Consider the following 18208-nt stretch of genomic DNA (forward strand, 5'->3'; position numbering starts at 1 on the left):
CGTAAAAAGGAATGATTTAATAACGGATAAGATCACATTATTAAATGCGAAACTCGACTAATCTTAAAATCAACAGTGATTAAATCTTGTGATTAAACTGACTTTTACTACGAAAAGATTATATGTAAATTTAAAATCACAAGAAAATAACTCAAGTTTCTGAGCGAACTTAATAAAAATCAGCATGTAAAAATCACACGGGTAAAATAGCCAACTGTAAACACTATATTACCGCGACCACATTATTCTAAGGCATAATAAATGACAACTATGCTTCCAGAAATTGGACATATATTACTGATCATCAGTAGCGTATTGGCATTATTTTCTGCAGCACTACCTTTAATCGGTATTAAGCAGAATAATGCCTATCTGGTAGGATTAAGCCCGATACTCTTTAGAGCTATATTTACCTCGGTATTTGTTTCACTTCTTTGCTTAATTTATGGCTTTGTCACTGATGATTTTTCTGTTGCTTATGTCGCAAACCACTCGAATAGCCAATTAGCATTGGGTTACAAAGTGGCCGCCGTTTGGGGCAGCCACGAAGGGTCAATGCTGTTTTGGATATTTGCGATTGCCCTTTGGGGCGCGATCATTAGTTATCGCATAAAGATGGCGGATTGCACTCAGGATAAGGCCAGCGATAAATACCAAGACGCCCTGTATTTTGCGAGGCTGTTGGCCATTTTGGCGTTAGTGATCCTAGGTTTTAACCTATTTTTACTCTTTACCTCTAATCCCTTTGCCCGTTTATTACCTAACATTCCGATTGAAGGGCGAGATCTTAACCCTATTTTGCAAGACATAGGACTCATACTGCATCCACCCATGCTCTTTCTTGGTTATGTTGGCCTCACTGTTTGCTTTGCCGCAGCGTTAGCATCACTGCTCGGTGGTGGCTTTAATACCCGTCAAATTAACTATTTACGACCTTGGGTATTATTAGCCTGGGTGTTTCTAACGGGCGGCAATGCCTTTGGGTCTTGGTGGGCCTATAACGAACTGGGTTGGGGTGGCTGGTGGTTTTGGGATCCGGTAGAAAACGCCTCCTTTATTCCTTGGCTTGTGGCAACAGCATTAGTGCATTCCCTCATTCTCACTCAACATACTCATGGCTTTAAACTCACGACTTTACTGCTGTGCTTATTGGCATTTTCACTCAGTTTACTCGGCAGCTTTTTGGTGCGCTCCGGCATAGTGCAATCGGTACATGCCTTTGCCGCCGATCCGACCCGTGGCATGTCAATCCTCTGCTTATTAGTGATTTTTGTTGGGGCTGCGTTACTCATTTTTGCACTCAAAGCCCACCATTTAAAACAGGATGTGACTTTCGCGCTTTTCAGTAAGGAAACGCTGTTACTGCTCGGGATCGTTATCTTAGTCGTAGCAGGGTTTTCCGTATTACTCGGTACATTTTACCCTTTGATCTATGAGCTACTCGATTTAGGTACACTTTCAGTGGGGGCCCCTTATTTCAACGCTATATTTGTCCCCCTCACTTTCTTGCTTGTCCTGTTAATGGGCATTGCGCCCTTAGTGCAATGGCAAATAGCGCAATGGCAAAATGCCTCAAAGACTCGTATCGCTTCCTTGCTCATTCCTAGCCTAGTGATATTAGCCGTCGCTGGCTGGGTAAGCTTACAGGCCGCCTCGGGCAATAGCTTATTTTTACTCCTTGGCACTGCCGCAGCACTTTGGTTGCTGGTGTGTTTATTGCTCACGATATTGGCAGCCTCGGGATTAGGTAGACGAATATATGCCCGTCAATTAACTCAAAACCGCAATGAGCACGGCTTAAATCCTCCCGTTAAATCATCAAAACAAGGGTTTATAGCCATGCTATTCGCCCACTTTGGGGTGGCTATCACTATTATTGGTGCAACATCCGTCTCCTTTTTTGAACAGGAAGCCCTACTGCGAATGGGGCCTGGTCAAGGTAAGCCTTTAGCGAGTTATGTCTTAGTGTATGAAAGCACTGAGAATGTTGAAACGAGCAGCTTTACCGCCATTCAGGCCAATATCAGTATCCGCGATGCAGCGAATGATGAACGGGTTTTAGGCTATATCACACCACAACGGCAAACCTTTAAAAGCAATGGGATGGAAATGTCCCACGCGGGTATCGATCATGGATTCTGGCGGGATATTTATGTGTCTATGGGGCTGCAATTAAGTGACAGCGAATACCTTATCCGCATCAGCTATAAACCCCTTGCGAGTTGGATCTGGCTTGGTGCGCTATTAATGATGCTAGGTGGAGCGATTGCCGCTTGGCCTACTCGCCATTTTAGCTACCAAGCTGATTTAACAACCTTAGGTAACCTATCCCATCACAAACCACAGGAGACACTTGCCTAATGAATCCAATATTGCGCTTTTTAGTCTTACTGCTCCCTATCACCTTATGTGGGATAGGGATCCCATGCTTATCCGTCGCGCAAGCTCAGCCCATATCAAGCCTTTCCTACCAGCAACAGGCAATAGATATCAGTAAAGTGCTGCGTTGCCCTATGGCGACGAATCAGAGCCTATTTGAATCACAGGCGCCAATCGCCCACGAGCTCAAAGCACAAATATTCTCGATGCTGGAACAGGGGCAAAGCCAAGATGAGATTATCGATTTTATGGTGCAACGCTATGGTCAAAAAATCCGTTATCAACCTGAATTTAAAGCCTCCACCTTCGCACTTTGGTTTGGGCCACTGCTGTTATTAGTGCTTGGTGTTGGGTTGTGTCTCGCATTGGTAACCCGTAGAAAAACACAAACGACTATTTGAAGTAAAGGATAACCAGATGAAATCACACTATTTTCCCTTTGTTCTACTGGCGTGTTTGGGTCTGTTTTCTAATAGCAGCTCAGCCCACTCACTAGACAATAAACTCTACAGTACGGGAGAGCCCCTCCCTAAGCCCCTAGTGATGACTGGTTTTATAGAAATGCAGCACGCACGCGGCGTACCAGAAGTTCCCTTTATTGATGAATCAGGACAAACCCAAACCCTAAAACAGCACCAAGGAAAATTGGTTTTAGTCAATCTTTGGGCAACCTGGTGTGCACCCTGTTTAAGGGAAATTCCAGAACTCCAAAAGCTTAAGCAGCAGTATCAAGGGAAGAATATCGCCATCATTCCAATCTCTATCGATGAAGAATCTAAAGATGTACGCCCTTTTCTTAACCAACATGGCTTTAGCGGCTATGCCACTTGGCTTGACCCGGAGCAAAACATAGAACAAATCATTCCCGCGAATGTCGTACCCGCCAGTTATATTTTTGATGCTAAAGGTAATCTTGTCGGTTTTGTGCGGGGATATCTCGATTGGGCTGATAAAGACGTTGGCCCTTATCTTGATCAACTGATTGCAAAATACGGCCAATAATCACCAAGTAACACAGACTCACAATATATTTCTCCATTCGGTCATCCGCCAAAATTTACCGAAACCCGCTGCCGCCTATTTGGCTGCGGGTATTTTTATCTCTACCCCATCTTTGTATTCTGCGACGCATTTCTTTAAAATTGCCGCCAAACTCTTTATTTCAAGGCAAATCAGATGAAACTCACCCGCTTAACTCAACCTATTTATGACCACTTATATCGTGATATCAGTGAGTTTCGTAGCACCTTCGACTTGCCAGTTAATGATGTTGATTCTTTAGATGACAAGGCCGATACCTTACATACTTCACTGATTATTGAGGAGTTAACTGAACTTGCCGAAGCCGATAGCCGTATCGAACAGGCCGATGCCATCGTCGATTCTGTATACGTATTAATGGGCCGTTTAGTGCACTTAGGCGCGCAAGCAATGACAGACAGACTCGAAATCAGTTACCTGATTGACTTGTTGCTTTGCGTGGCTCAAAACCGTGAAATCGACTTTATTAGCTGCTGGGATGAAGTCCACTCGAGCAATATGAGTAAAGTGTGCCGTAACGAGCAAGAACTGGCCGAGACCATTGCCTTCTATGCCAAACAAGGTGTTGAAATTGTCGGTAGTCAGCAAGGTGATTTCATCATAGCCAAATGCGCTAAAGATGTGGAAATGGCAGGTAAAGTGGTTCGCCAAGGTAAGGTACTAAAATCGGTTTACTACCGCCCAGCGGATCTGACTACACTGGTTAAAGCCTAGATTTTATAGCTTTTTTTAAGAGCCTGTTATTTGCAGGCTCTTATTTCGCCAAGGCAATTATCTCGCCTAAGCGATTATCCAGCAGTAATGACTTTTCAGCGTGTGTTTTAACGAGGCAATCCGTATGAATCCAGCAAAAGTCGTGCGTGCTGAGGTTAAGCAATTGACTGATTTACCCAATATTGGCAAAGCCTGTGCGGCGGATTTACGTTTGCTTGGCATAGATAAGCCTGAGCAGTTGTTAGATAGAAACCCCTACGAGCTGTATCAAACGCTGTGCGACAAAACGGGCAAAAGACACGACCCCTGTATGCTCGATGTGTTTATCTCCATCACCCGTTTTATGGCAGGTGAAGATCCTAAACCTTGGTGGTTTTACACCGATGAGCGCAAAAATACCTTAGAGAAATGAAGCTTTAGCGACTATTTATCCTCCTGTTTACCCATTATCGTTTCGGGCTCTTCCCTTAACCACTCACGCCAAATGGCCACCAGTAGGGCCATCAATACTGGACCAACAAACAAACCGACAAAACCCATGGTTTTTACGCCGCCGATCAAACCGAAAAAAGTCGGTAAGAAAGGCAATTTAATCGGCCCACCGACAAGATTGGGCCGCAGGGTTTTATCAACAATAAACAACTCTATGCTGCCCCAAAGAAACAAACCGACACCCGCCGTCATATCGCCTGTGCCGACAAGATAGAGTGAAATCAAGGTAAACATGGTTGGCGCGCCGCCAGGAACCAAGGCCATAAAGGCGGTTAACACCCCAAAAGCCACGGCCGAAGGTACTCCCGCAATCCAATAGGCAATCCCCAGCACTATGCCCTCACCAATTGCGATAAGCGTCATACCTATCACGGTAGAACTGACTGTTGCAGGCACCACACGGGAGAAACTATGCCAACGAGCAGGCAGCACTCGCTCACCCACGATATCCAACTGTTTAGCCACTTGCGGACCATCTTTATAGAGGAAAAACAAAGTGATCAACATAAAAAGTAAGGTCAATAACAACCCTAAAGTATTCCAACCCAATTGCAGCACCCAACGGGAAATGCCACTCAAATTCTGGCCACTAATGGCACTGATAATTTGGCCTAATTCATGGGGTTCACCAATAAACTGCTGCCATTGCAGGGTTAACCATTCACCCATCCAAGGTAAATCTTTGATCCACAAGGGCACGGGCGAACCGTGTTGGTTAGTAAACACCAACCAATCGACCCAAGTTCTAATCTCTTGTAACGCATAGGAAAATACAAACACCAGCGGAATAATCAGCCCGAGCACAATACAACATAGGGCAATGGTTGCCGCCAACGCCGAGCGACCACCGCATTTTGCCAATAGTTTTTGATAGAGAGGCCAACTTGAAAAACACACAATCAATGCAGCTAAGGCGGGCACTAAAAAATCGATAAAAAAGAATACGCCAGCACACAAGAGCAAAACCAACAAACTACGACCAATAGCGGCATTACTGAAAATCGGCGTCATAGTGGTACGGCTCCCAAAAACTTAGATGATTAAACAATAGGCTATACGACATTGAGCGCGCAAATACACTCTTATAAACGCTAAGCAGACTAACTCAGATTGGTCGATAAATCATCTAATTAGCATGTGATTTCATGGTTATAAATCTATTCTAAGAAACTTTTTTGTAATTTTGGAGTATGCCCAATGCATCAGCTAACACTTGGGGTTCATCCACTACTAAATTGATCACAGTTAACGGCTCAGTCAATTGTCCCATGCCGCCATAATAAGTTTGGGGCCGCTTAAAAATCAGCTGCACATTCGCGGTATCACCGCGGCCTATCGTCAATATTTCTGTTGCATTGATTGCAGTTGAATCACCTACCGATTTCCCCCCCATTTGCTGTGGCTGTACATGAGTCAAAAATGTTCCCAATTTCAGTTCACTTATCTGGGTTAAATCGATCGACATAAAACCCCAGATACCATTATTGATAATGAGCTTACCTTCCCTTTGATACAGGGAGTAATAACGACTGATACGGTAATTGGCAGTAATTAATACCACTGAATACAAGATCAAACCAGAAACGAATACGGCAGCAATATGACTCATATTATCGACTAGTGTGTAACTCACTGTGGCAGCAGCGATTAAACACATTATGATGACTAATGCATGCCAAGGCTGGGCACTGAGCAACTTAAGCTGAGTGATGGATAAAGGGTGGCGACGGGAAAAATAAGGAATAGCGTAATACCAGCTCGCGGGTTCAGTGGCGAGTATTAAACCTAAGGTCAGCTTTTTATCGTCAAGCATTTGATTCTTTGAAAAATCAGTGTTTGATGCACCCTTAATGTTAAGTGTTCTAAGTTCATTCGCTTCATCACCCTTCTCTTGCTCCACTGTTTCAACATACTGAGCAATGATCGCTAATCTTGGATCGCCTGAAGCCTTCCTCGCCTGCCACAATCCCTTAATAATACTCACCATCAAGTACAATTCGATGAGCAACAATATCGCAATAATAGGGAAACGCAGCCAAGCGATAAACTCGAAATACTCTGCTATTTTAGGAGGATAACTGAGGCGAGCCATGAGGCTGCTCAAACTTAGAATAACCAATATTCTCCAGCGTTTTTGCGCACCAATTTTGATAATCCAATACCAATAGAGCAGAGGTAACAACACAAAATATAGCGCACTGACGAGTGCCAAGGACAACTGCTCACTTGTTTGCGTTAACTGTTCTGGCAGTAAATTAAACCCAAGCCAATACACAATAATCATCAAAATGAGAAAATAAATTCGATATTTAGCTGGGCGTCTTAGTCGAAGTTTTAGCATTTAACATCCTTGTCAGTTGATCTAGCCAAGCCTATGCGATAGTGAAAACCCAAAAAGTAGCTTGGCTTATCAATAACATAATGGATAAAACCATGAATACAACGCTGGCTTAAAAACGCTCAAAATGAGCATTAGACCATCAAACCTAACGCCAATTGCCTCGTCAGCTCTGCGGCGGGAATCGCCTGACAACCTGTTGCATTTTGGCCGCACCAAAGTGGGCTAAAATCACCAAATCCTTGTTGTTCAGCGGCGCTTCGCAATACTGCGACGGCACTTGAGGCGAGCGGAAAATCCGGTGCGGCATTATTGATGGGGCCAAGCTCTGCCATAAAACGATTCATAATTCCACGGGCGGGTCGACCAGTGAATAAGTTAGTCAGAGCCGTATGCTGTGCTGCCTCACTTTGCAGGGCGGCACGGTGAATATCACTGGTGGTGCATTCGGGACAGAGTAAGTATGCCGTCCCCACTTGCACCGCCGAAGCGCCCATCGCCATAGCGGCGCGCACTGTCTTGGCATCGACTATGCCACCCGCTGCAATAACAGGAATATCAACGGCGGCAATGATTTGCGGCAATAGACTAAAAGTGCCTAATTGCTCGGTTAAATCATCGGATAAAAAATGCCCCCTGTGACCTCCGGCCTCTAAACCCTGCGCAATAATGGCATCCGCACCACGCGCTTCTAGCCATAGGGCTTCTTCTACAGTTGTCGCTGTCGAAATGATTTTTGAACCCCAAGACTTTATCTCCAGCAACAAATCTTCATTCGGTAAGCCAAAATGAAAACTCACCACCTCAGGTTTAAATTTAGCTAACACTGCAGCCTGGGTGCTGGTATATGGCGCGCGTTGTGCCCCCACGGTTTGGCTATCAGAATTGACACCCAACTCAGAAAAATAAGGCGCTAGTTGATTAAGCCATGCGGCTTGTTTCGCTGCTTGCGGTTCAGGTTCATGATGACAAAAGAAGTTTACATTGATGGGCTTAGTCGTCTGGGTGCGAATATGTGTCAAGGCGGTATCTAAGGCTTCGAGGGATAACATGGCGCAGGGCAAAGATCCCAACGCCCCCGCTTGCGACACAGCTATCGCTAAGGCACTGCCCTGAACACCCGCCATTGGCGCTTGAATAATCGGTAATTCGATTCCAAATAATCGGGTTAACTGACACGGCATACATCACCTCCTTTGACTTGTTATCACTTGATGCTCAATCCTGATATGGCCCCGCGGCTAAACGCTGGGAGATCCACCACAGATTGCCCACGGGATCCCGCACTCCACCTTGGCGATCGCCATAGGGCATATTCGCCACTTCCATCACTAATTCACCCGCAGCGGCGAGTGCCTGAGCCACCATTTTATCGGCATTTTCCACATATAAATAATAAGATGCGGGCATAGGCGGAAAAGCTTCACTCGCCTCACTCAACATAAATAAACAGTCGCCGATTTGCATCTGTGCATTAGCTATTTTGCCATCAGCCCGACGGGAAATATGTAGCGCTTTAGCATCAAAGGCTTGCTGTAAAAAAACCACTAAACTATCGGCATCAGCGATCATCATATACGGGCTAACCCGTGCAAATCCTGACGGAATAAACATAACGATTCCTTGTTACCTAAGCATGAAATTGATCATAAAAAACCACTATAAGCCAATGACTATAGACTAAGCACTATGGCAAAAACCAGCTGTGGCAATTAAGCCTTTAGCGTGAAATGTAAACTTAAGCATTCAGTGAACAAGTCAAAGCGTAAAGCCTGCTAATGTAAGACGACCCTACAATTTCAACCACTCTGCAGCCCATCATAAAAGTGCCATAACACTTCATGACACTGGTTATTAAGAATAAATCAGCTTTATTTAGCATCGACTTAGCAACTATGGATCATTCATCTATGCTTAATCTATTGTTAACTTAACATGATGATCCTATGCACTTTACTGCATTCTTCGCTTACTCCCTCAGGATTTGCCTCACCTTAATCCTCTATAGTTTCGCCTTTGCAGTGCAGGCAACTTGGTATCCCGCCGATGTGATTGCTGATGGCAAAAAAACGGCATACACACCACTCACTCAAGCCAAAAAAGCATGGCGGATCTGCGCCTTACTTCCCCATGGTAAAGACCAATATTGGTGGGGCGTCGCCTTTGGGTTATCGCAGGAAGCCGAACGTCAAGGTGTAACTCTCGGCATTTATGATGCTGGAGGATATGACAATATTGAGCAACAAAAACAACAACTCTATGATTGCCAAGCCCTCAAAGCTCAAGCCTATATTATTGCTGCGAATACGGCCGATGGACTGATTGCGGATATCGAACAACTCTCTGCTTCGGGCATTCCTGTTATTGATTTAGTGAATGGTATCGCGACCGACAAACTCACGAGTCGCTCCTTAGTCAGCTTTGAAGATATGTCTGCGGCGGCGATTGAGTATATTGCATCGCAGCAACGAGACTCTGTCGATAAAGCGCCAGTGAAACTTAAAGTTGCTTGGTTTCCAGGGCCTAAGGATGCCTCTTGGGTTATGGCGGCGGAACAAGGATTTAGGCGGGCGGCAGCTAAACAAGAGTTCGACACAATTGAAGGAGGGTTTGGCACTACGGAGTTATTTATTCAAGCTGATTTAGTGCGAAAAGTGCTTACTAAACAAAGTGTAGATTATGTAATCGCCAATGCAGTTGCCGCCACTTTCGCGGCGCGCTATTTAGACGGGCGTAGGAATAAAACGGGAAAAGTCATCGCATTCTACTCGAATGCACAGACCATAGAATTAGTGCAGAAAAAACAGTTACTCGCGACGGTCAGCGACTCACCAGTATTGCAGGCTCGGATTGCCATCGATCTCGCGGTGCGCGCACTCGAAGGTGCGCCTTATCCCCACAGAGTGAGCCCAGTTATCAAGGTCATCTCCCAAGACAACATCCACCAGATTGATTTAGAACAAATACTAGCGCCACAGAATCAGTGGATGATCCATCAGGATCTACCACAACAAAAATGATGCTCACTAAACTAAATAATCGGCGCCAAGCCCAACAAATAATGCGAGTCCCGCCCAATTGTTATTGAGGAAGGCTTTAAAACAAGGGGCTCGTTTGCGTTCAAAGATCAGCATTTGCTGGTAAGTACTAAAGCCGACAAAAGTCAGTAAACCTAGGCCATAGAGTAAACCACGATCGGCGCTCCAACCGGCGGCGATAAAACAAGCCAGCGCAGCAAGCTGAAATAGCCCTATGATTTGGCGGTCATATTTACCGAACAAAATCGCAGTGGATTTAATGCCCACCTTTAAATCATCATCCCTATCGACCATGGCATACATGGTATCGTAGGCGACAGTCCAAAACCAATTGGCCGCAAATAACCACCAAGCCTCGATGGGTACTTCACCCGTCTGTGCGGCGTAAGCCATAGGGATAGACCAACTCCACACCACGCCTAGAAACATCTGCGGCATATTGGTGATGCGTTTAGTGAAGGGATAAATGATAGTGAGGATAATACCAACAACGGATAATTTAACCACTAATCCATTGAGTAATAAGACTAAACCAAAAGCAGACAAACCTAAAACGACGAACAGTATTAAGGCTTCTTTAGTGCTGATTTCACCACTGGCCAGCGGCCGAGATTTAGTACGTTCCACAAAAGAGTCGAGATCGCGATCGGCATAGTCGTTAATAATGCAGCCACAGGCACGCATGATCACCACGCCAATAATAAAGATGATCAATACCTTAAGATCGGGCATACCACCCGCCGCTAACATCAGCGCCATCAAGCATGGCCACATCAACAATAGCGTACCTATGGGACGGTCGATTCGAGTAAGACGGGAATACACATCCCACTTCTGCTTTAAATTCATTAACTAGGTACTCCCAATACCCTCAAGTTTCCACTCGGTTTCAGGATTAGCATCATATACCCATGCTTCTCCCGATGCGAATTTACGCCCTAAAAGCGTGTCATAAAAAGCTGACATTCATCGCGTTCAGGGCTGGTATTAAAGCGCCTCTAACCGAGCGTAAGCCACCACTAACCACTTGCTGCCAAAGTCAGTAAAGCTCACTTGAACTCGCCCTTGGGCACCGCTGCCCTCAAAGTTGGTCACTTTACCTTCACCAAATTTAGGATGATTGACTCGTTGGCCGACGTTAAAACCCGTATCGTTTGTGGCAGCCGATTTTTGGGCGCTGAAACGATTATTCGCCATCGGCGTTGAAACCTGCGCCTTAAGACGGATTTCATCCACATATTGCGGCGGGATCTCTTTGATAAAACGCGATGGCCGCGCGTAATCTTCGCGGCCATAAATACGGCGTGATTCCGCATAGGTAATGTAGAGTTTTTCCATGGCGCGGGTCATGCCCACATAGCAGAGACGGCGTTCTTCATCGAGTCTATCGCCCTCTTCGAGCGCCATTTTACTCGGGAAGATCCCTTCTTCGACACCCGCCATGAACACCATAGTGAACTCTAACCCTTTAGCAGAATGCAGCGTCATTAGCTGCACCGCATCGGTAAAGGCATCGGCTTGGCCTTCGCCTGCTTCGAGCGCCGCGTGGGATAGGAAACCGTTAAGTTCGCCCATGTCCTCCAGCTCTTCTGGCATTTCGAAAGTACGCGCCGCCGTGACGAGTTCTTCTAAGTTTTCGATTCTAGCGTGGGCTTTTTCGCCCTTTTCGGCTTCATACATGGCCTTAAGGCCCGAAGCTTGGATCACTGTATCGGCCATGCGATACAGCACCATATCTTGGGTGTCTTCACGCATCGTCATGATTAAGTCCATGAAACCACGCACAGAATTTGCTGCGCGACCCGCAAGCACTTTCTCGTCGAGCAAACGCACACTCGCCTGCCACAGGGTTAACTCATGCTGGCGCGCCGTGGAGCGCAAAATATCTAAAGTGCGATCGCCAATGCCACGGGGCGGCGTATTCACTACACGCTCAAACGCCGCATCGTCGTCTTTGTTATTAATCAGCCGTAGGTAACCCATGGCATCTTTAATTTCTTGGCGTTCGAAGAAGCGTAAACCGCCGTAGATGCGATAGGCTAACCCTTTGTGTAATAAGGCTTCTTCCAATACCCGCGACTGAGCGTTAGAACGATATAAAATCGCACAATCACTGAGGTTGCCGCCCTTTTCGTGCCAATCATTAATTCGACCGACAATAAAGCGCGCCTCGTCCATTTCATTAAAGGCGCAATAGAGCGAAATCGGATCGCCATCGGCTTCATCCGTCCACAACTCTTTGCCCATACGTTCTGGGTTATTGGCGATTAAGGCGTTGGACGCTTTAAGGATATTGCCCTTCGAGCGATAGTTTTGCTCGAGGCGAATCGTGGTCGCACTCGGGAAATCTTTTAAGAATCGGTGTAGGTTTTCAACCTGAGCACCGCGCCAACCGTAAATCGATTGGTCGTCATCACCCACTATCATCACATTGGCAGTTTGACCGGCAAGCACGCGGATCCACGCATATTGGATCGCGTTGGTATCTTGGAACTCGTCCACCAAAATATGTTTGAATCTGTCTTGATAATGGGCCAACAAGTGCGGCTTATTGAGCCATAACTCATGGGCACGTAATAGGATTTCGGCAAAATCGACTAAACCAGCGCGGTCACAAGACTCTTGGTAAACCTGATAGATTTTTAGCAGATTCTGCTCAAGCGGAAAACCGCCCGCATCGATATGTTTAGGGCGTAATCCTTGGTCTTTTTTACCATTGATATAACCCTGAGCTTGGCGTGGAGGATATTGTTTCTCATCCAAATTCAAGCTTTTAAGAATACGTTTGATCAAGCGCACTTGATCGTCAGAATCGAGGATTTGGAAACTTTGCGGTAAACCCGCATCTTGGAAGTGAGTGCGCAACAAGCGATGCGCCAAGCCGTGGAAAGTGCCAATCCACATGCGGCCCATATTGGTGCCAGCGACTTTTTCAACTCGCTCGCGCATCTCAGCCGCAGCTTTATTGGTAAACGTCACCGCAAGAATCGAGTAAGGACTCTGCTGTTCAACCTGCATCAGCCACGCAATGCGGTGGGTCAACACCCGAGTTTTACCACTGCCCGCGCCCGCCAACACTAACATGCTAGATTGCGGTGCCGCGACAGCCTCGCGCTGCTTATCATTCAGGCCGTCTAGTAAAGAAGATACGTCCATTCTCGCCTCCAAAAAATCGAGGGGGCATTATAACAGAAGAAAACCCGCCTGCGCGTTTGATCCACAAGACAAGAGGCATCATAAGGAGAGTGGTATGGAACAGTCCATTCTTAAGCACTGTCATTCCAGTGACACGCAGCAAGCACATCCCTGTGTGCTCGACCGTGACGTCCATGTCACGGACGGTCACTTCCATGCCAGTGCTTAATCTTGCCAACCCCTACAGTAATCTGAACCCATTCTTACAAGCATGCACTCTGTAAATTTAACAATGGGTGGCTCATTAATTCCAAGCACTATGGGACGATATACCTCGTCTGAAATATCCAATTTTTAAAGGAATTAGCTCAATTTATAGCCTCTGATGCTGCCCCTGCGACTTTTGATGGCTCTTTTTTAAATAATGTTAACTTTACAAGTTGTAGGCAAACGGAAAGTACATTATGTTGTTGATTTAAAATGGGTGGCTGATTTGCTTTTGTTATTTATTGATATTTAAAGGTAATAGTAATGGATCTAAAGAAAATTAATTTTGGCGATCGTGTAGCAGAAAATGAGGCCGCCAAACTTTATGAATACTTCGTTGAAACTGAGCAATGGAATTCACTAAAAAATGGCGATGTAGATGTAGTTTTTGGCTCAAAGGGGGCAGGAAAAAGCGCCTTGTACACTTTAGCCCTACAAAATCAAGATTACTTTAAAGCTCAGAATATAATATTAATTTCAGCTGAAAAACCGACTGGTGCTACTGTCTTTTCCGATATAAATACAGAACCACCTACAAAAGAAATTGAATTTATATATTTGTGGAAACTGTATATTTGTCAGCTAATAGCAAATTACTTGAAAAAATCAGGCCATACTGATGGAGAAGCTCAAAAAGCTTATGAAATCTTAGTTGAAGCTGGATTGTTAGAAGAACAATCTACACTAAAGAAAATGATTAACAAGGCAATGCGCTTTGCAAAACGACTGGCTGATGTAGAATCAATAGAAGCAGGCCCAACAGCAGAAGGAAGTTTCACTGGAAAAATAACGTTTAGAAGTCCAACTGATGAACAAGAGAGAGCTGGTTACAAATCAGTTGATGATTTAATTGAGATATTAGCCAATTATTTACAACAAAAAAACATCAAAATATGGGTTTTATTCGACCGGTTAGATGTTGCATTTGAACAATCTTTGGAATTGGAAAAAAATGCTCTTCGAGCCTTATTTAAAACATATAGAGATATTGAAGAACACGTGAATTTACGCTTTAAGATATTTTTACGTGATGATGTATGGAAACGAATCACTAGCGATGGTTTTAGAGAAGCAAGTCATATCACAAGAACAACTACCATATCGTGGTCAGACCAAAATTTAATGAATTTGATAATATCTAGGGCATTAAACAACCCTGATGTAATTGATAGATACAAAATAAATAAGAGTGAAATATTAAGCCAATACACTCAACAGGAAACCCTATATTATAAAATGTTTCCCAAGCAAATAGAAATCGGAGGGAAGCAATCTGATACATTCAACTGGATTAAATCAAGAGCAAAAGATGGCTCAAATAATATTGCTCCAAGAGAGTTAATTCATTTCTACAATGAATCAGTAAAAAATGAAATAAAATCCATTGAAATTGGCAATACACAAGCTGAAGAACCCAACATTTTAAGTAGACAGTCAATTAAGGCTGCAGCATCAGAAGTATCCAAAGTCAGAACAGAGCAAACTTTGTTTGCTGAATATAATGATTTACGACAATTCATATTAAAACTAGAAAACTCAAAAGCAGAACATAATTTAGAAACATTGTCAGCCATTTGGGAAACAGATCAAAAATCAACTGAGGCAGTTGCAACCAGATTAGCCGAGATCGGTTTTTTTGAATCTAGAACAGCTAAAGTTGAAAAATTATTTAAAATTCCATTTTTATATCGTCCATACCTTTCTATTGTGCAAGGTAAAGCGTTTTAAATACAGCGGTCAAAAACTTAATGTAGGACACAGTTTAAGGACATTCAGGCATCCTGCCTATCAGATGCCGAGATAGCGTCAGTCGAATCAGGGACGAGCGTCTGACGCGATAGCATAAGTGCGCTAATTGCCCAAGGGGCTTTCAACTCCGTTGGGGACGTCATGGAGCATCCAAGGAGGATAGGACGAGCAGTCCTCCTTGGTCGGGGTGGGGTGAAGCCCCACGACGTTGACTTTGATTAAATAATTCAAACAAGAGTTGGGACAAAATCCCGCTTACCAAAAACCTACATGAGATTACGAATTTCAACAGATAGATCAGCAGCGGAGCTCTGCCCCAAACCCCTTCTCGATGAGAATAACTTTAGGTAGCGGCGGATCGCGGTTAGAATACTCACCCTGTTTTTCTTGGTTACTTTTTCGGAAACAATAATGTCCCATTCAGCGCTTAATTCTTTTGATGATTTTTACCAGCTTTTGGCTGACAGCTTGGCGAAGAATAGTCTGATCAAACTATTGTTGAGTAAGTACCGAGGGGCAGATAAAAGCCTGCAGCGCATCACGATTCGGCCGATTAGTTTGCAAAATGAGCCTGTGCTGTCGTTTGTGTATCAACACCAGACGAATCACATCACTAAAAACCTGAGTTATGACGAAGGCTTAGCTAGCATAAAACTGTTACTCGGTAACGATTTTAAGAGTGCCCACTTAGCCACGGCGCAGGCAGAAGTTCAGCTTGAGATCAGCAAAAAAGGCAAAGTCCAAATCAGTACACATAATGTTAAACAAGCCGTCGCGGCGCCGTTAGAACATGACCGTGAGAAAAAGCGTTTTGTGGATATCGAACGTCCCTTCCTGACCAAGCTCGGGGTGACGGACAGCCAACATAATCTTATCCCTGCGATGTCGCGTAAATGGAAACAAATCAATAAATTTATTGAGGTTTTCAGCCAAGCACTCGAAGCGTCACCCCACAAGAATGACCAACCGATCAATGTGGTCGATTTTGGCTCAGGCAAAGGCTATCTCACCTTTGCAATCCATGATTACCTGCGCCACAGCCTTCACAATGATGCGCAGGTGACTGGGGTGGAATTACGCCAAGCCTTGGCCGATTTGTGCAATGAAACGGCGGCAACGCTGGACCATCAAGGATTATCATTTGTCTGCGGCGATGTGAGAACCCATGCGCCTAAGCAAACCGATGTGATGATCGCCCTGCACGCCTGCGATATCGCCACTGACTATGCGATTCATTATGGTATTCGCGCCAATGCCGACATCATCATGTGCTCACCTTGCTGCCATAAACAAATTCGACCGCAGATGCACAGCCCAGAATTGTTTAAACCTATGCTGCAATATGGGGTGCACATGGGCCAACAGGCCGAAATGGTAACGGATTCATTACGTGCGCTATTTTTGGAAGCCAACGGTTATGCGACTAAGGTGTTTGAATTTATCAGCCTAGAACATACCAATAAAAATAAGATGATTTTGGCCGTTAAAAAGCCACAGTATAACCCGAAAGACAGCGCCGCAATCCTCGCGCAAATAGCTGGCATTAAAGCCTATTACGGTATCAAGGAACACTGCTTAGAAACCTTACTCACGCAAACCCAAGCCGATTAACGGCCGGCGGTTTACTGGCAAAGCATTAGAACTTGGCACTCACCACAACCCCGTTGAAATTGAGGCAATCTTTAATTCTTTGCTGCTGAACCGCGCTAAGGGTGTCGATATCGTGGAAGGCAAACTCTGAGTGTTCGTGGCTTAAGTGGAGCGGCAGTGGCTCGTCGTCTGCCCCATCTTTTGCCACCTCAGGCCCATCAAGCAATAGCAGTTCGCAACGAAAAATAAAGGCTTGGGATTGATAGGCGCTGTGATAATACACGCCGCTCAAATAGTTAACCTGCACACTTAGGCCTAATTCCTCTTGGCATTCGCGCACCAAGGCCTCGTGAATCGTTTCACCTGGCTCGAGTGCGCCACCGGGCAAACCCCAAGCAAAATTACCATAATTGGCCTTAAGCAACAGTACTTGTCCCTGCGCATTCGTGATAACCGCGTGGCTGCTCAATCTAAAGGTATCGTTAAAGGCCACTCAGTTATCCTTGCATTTCTGTTCGGTACGAATTTGAGATATCAGACTAAATCACTTCGCCGCAAAAGTATTACAACTGGCGAGATTACCCGAATCAAACCCTGTCTTAAACCATTTCACCCGCTGCGCCGAACTGCCGTGGGTAAAAGCATCGGGCTGTACGGCGCGACCCGCCATCTGTTGCAGACGATCGTCACCCACAGCACTGGCGGCGGCAATGCCTTCCGCTAAATCGCCCGCTTCAAGTAAGTTAAGTTGTTGATTGACATAATGCCCCCAAATCCCTGCGTAGCAATCAGCCTGCAATTCAAGTGCGACACTCAATTGATTCGCTTGCACTTTACTGCCAGATTGCTGGGCTTGGCGCACCTTAGTGCTAGTGCCCAGCAGGTTTTGCGCATGGTGACCCACCTCGTGGGCAATCACATAGGCAAAGGCAAAATCACCGGCCGCGCCTAAGGTTTTAAGCTCATCAAGAAAGCTAAGATCGATATACACCTTGCTATCGGCGGGGCAATAGAAAGGCCCAGACTGCGCCTGTCCCATACCGCAGCCAGTGGAGGTCATATTGCGATAAAGCACTAACTTAGGCTCTCGATATTGCCCTTTGAGCAACTGGCCCCAAACGGTTTCTGTGGTGCCTAAAATGGCCGCCACAAACTGGGCATTTTCATCCTGTACCGCTGTTGTTGAGCTAGATTGAGATTGGCTAAGATGAGCTTGAGTATTCGGGTCGAGTGACAGACCACCGGTAAAATACTGAAAAGCAATATAAATGCCGCCGATGAGCAACACCACACGACCAAGTTTAGTTCTCAGTAAAAAGGGCAAGAACCTGAGTAACAAGGCACTCGGCACACCCGCAGATGCCATTTGCTGGCCGCGTCTGTCTTCGATATTGGAGCTTCTGTCAGTGTCACGCCAGCGCATCTCATTCCTTCACTCTGTAGTTAAAACTTTCATTAAACCGTT

16 protein-coding genes are annotated in these 18208 nt (G+C 45.3%); 8 read left to right on the forward strand and 8 right to left on the reverse strand.

Going from position 1 to position 18208, the window contains the following annotated elements; all coding sequences use genetic code 11:
* Positions 1-261: 261 nt before the first annotated feature.
* The 5 genes from RA178_RS19530 to RA178_RS19550 all read left to right on the forward strand — a co-directional run bounded on the left by RA178_RS19530 (position 262) and on the right by RA178_RS19550 (position 4546).
* The gene (locus RA178_RS19530) at positions 262-2361 is read left to right on the forward strand and encodes a heme lyase CcmF/NrfE family subunit (protein ID WP_263143150.1); all 2100 of its coding nucleotides are present in this window, start codon (positions 262-264) and stop codon (positions 2359-2361) included.
* Complete coding sequence (locus tag RA178_RS19535) at positions 2361-2780, forward strand: cytochrome c-type biogenesis protein (protein ID WP_105250353.1); 420 nt, start codon at positions 2361-2363, stop codon at positions 2778-2780. Before RA178_RS19530 ends, RA178_RS19535 begins: the two co-directional genes overlap by 1 nt.
* 16 nt (positions 2781-2796) lie before the next feature.
* On the forward strand, positions 2797-3381 hold the full coding sequence (locus RA178_RS19540) for a TlpA family protein disulfide reductase (protein ID WP_212599594.1): 585 nt from the start codon (positions 2797-2799) through the stop codon (positions 3379-3381).
* Between the two features lie 174 nt (positions 3382-3555).
* Positions 3556-4134 (forward strand): nucleoside triphosphate pyrophosphohydrolase family protein, encoded by a 579-nt coding sequence (locus RA178_RS19545; RefSeq protein ID WP_105250355.1) that lies wholly within the window; start codon positions 3556-3558, stop codon positions 4132-4134.
* Between the two features lie 124 nt (positions 4135-4258).
* A complete protein-coding gene (locus RA178_RS19550) occupies positions 4259-4546 on the forward strand; it encodes a helix-hairpin-helix domain-containing protein (RefSeq protein ID WP_131524228.1) in 288 nt (95 codons plus the stop codon).
* Between the two features lie 11 nt (positions 4547-4557).
* Here RA178_RS19550 and RA178_RS19555 read toward each other — a convergent pair whose 3' ends face one another.
* The 4 genes from RA178_RS19555 to RA178_RS19570 form a co-directional block, all read right to left on the reverse strand.
* The gene (locus tag RA178_RS19555) at positions 4558-5637 is read right to left on the reverse strand and encodes an AI-2E family transporter (RefSeq protein WP_168827747.1); all 1080 of its coding nucleotides are present in this window, start codon (positions 5635-5637) and stop codon (positions 4558-4560) included.
* Positions 5638-5788: 151 nt separating this feature from the next.
* Positions 5789-6967 (reverse strand): hypothetical protein, encoded by a 1179-nt coding sequence (locus RA178_RS19560; protein ID WP_306683435.1) that lies wholly within the window; start codon positions 6965-6967, stop codon positions 5789-5791.
* Between the two features lie 131 nt (positions 6968-7098).
* A complete protein-coding gene (locus RA178_RS19565; RefSeq protein WP_306683436.1) occupies positions 7099-8148 on the reverse strand; it encodes an NAD(P)H-dependent flavin oxidoreductase in 1050 nt (349 codons plus the stop codon).
* A 34-nt stretch (positions 8149-8182) separates the two neighbouring features.
* Positions 8183-8578, reverse strand: coding sequence for a VOC family protein (locus tag RA178_RS19570; protein ID WP_219234784.1), 396 nt, complete (start codon positions 8576-8578; stop codon positions 8183-8185).
* Between the two features lie 332 nt (positions 8579-8910).
* On the opposite strand from RA178_RS19570, the gene torT reads away from it, so the two are divergent.
* Positions 8911-9984, forward strand: coding sequence for a TMAO reductase system periplasmic protein TorT (gene torT / locus RA178_RS19575; RefSeq protein WP_306683438.1), 1074 nt, complete (start codon positions 8911-8913; stop codon positions 9982-9984).
* A gap of 6 nt (positions 9985-9990) precedes the next feature.
* Here the strand turns inward: torT and ubiA are convergent, their stop codons facing one another.
* Together ubiA and uvrD are read right to left on the reverse strand one after the other, a co-directional pair.
* Positions 9991-10851: a 4-hydroxybenzoate octaprenyltransferase gene (gene ubiA / locus RA178_RS19580; protein WP_306683439.1), complete on the reverse strand. Its 861-nt coding sequence runs from the start codon at positions 10849-10851 to the stop codon at positions 9991-9993.
* Positions 10852-10989: 138 nt separating this feature from the next.
* Positions 10990-13158, reverse strand: coding sequence for a DNA helicase II (uvrD, locus tag RA178_RS19585; RefSeq protein WP_306683441.1), 2169 nt, complete (start codon positions 13156-13158; stop codon positions 10990-10992).
* Positions 13159-13668: 510 nt separating this feature from the next.
* Here uvrD and RA178_RS19590 point away from each other — a divergent pair.
* On the forward strand, positions 13669-15132 hold the full coding sequence (locus RA178_RS19590) for a P-loop ATPase, Sll1717 family (RefSeq protein ID WP_306683442.1): 1464 nt from the start codon (positions 13669-13671) through the stop codon (positions 15130-15132).
* A 432-nt stretch (positions 15133-15564) separates the two neighbouring features.
* Complete coding sequence (locus tag RA178_RS19595) at positions 15565-16764, forward strand: class I SAM-dependent methyltransferase (protein ID WP_306683444.1); 1200 nt, start codon at positions 15565-15567, stop codon at positions 16762-16764.
* Between the two features lie 25 nt (positions 16765-16789).
* On the opposite strand, the gene RA178_RS19600 is transcribed toward RA178_RS19595, so the two are convergent.
* Positions 16790-17236 (reverse strand): NUDIX hydrolase, encoded by a 447-nt coding sequence (locus RA178_RS19600; protein WP_306683445.1) that lies wholly within the window; start codon positions 17234-17236, stop codon positions 16790-16792.
* Between the two features lie 51 nt (positions 17237-17287).
* Entirely contained in the window at positions 17288-18166 is an 879-nt protein-coding gene (ypfJ, locus tag RA178_RS19605) for a KPN_02809 family neutral zinc metallopeptidase (RefSeq protein ID WP_306683447.1), read from the reverse strand.
* Between the last annotated feature and the right edge of the window lie 42 nt (positions 18167-18208).

The sequence above is a fragment of the Shewanella oncorhynchi genome, from assembly GCF_030848765.1.
In the GTDB taxonomy this organism is placed as follows: Bacteria; Pseudomonadota; Gammaproteobacteria; order Enterobacterales; family Shewanellaceae; genus Shewanella; species Shewanella oncorhynchi.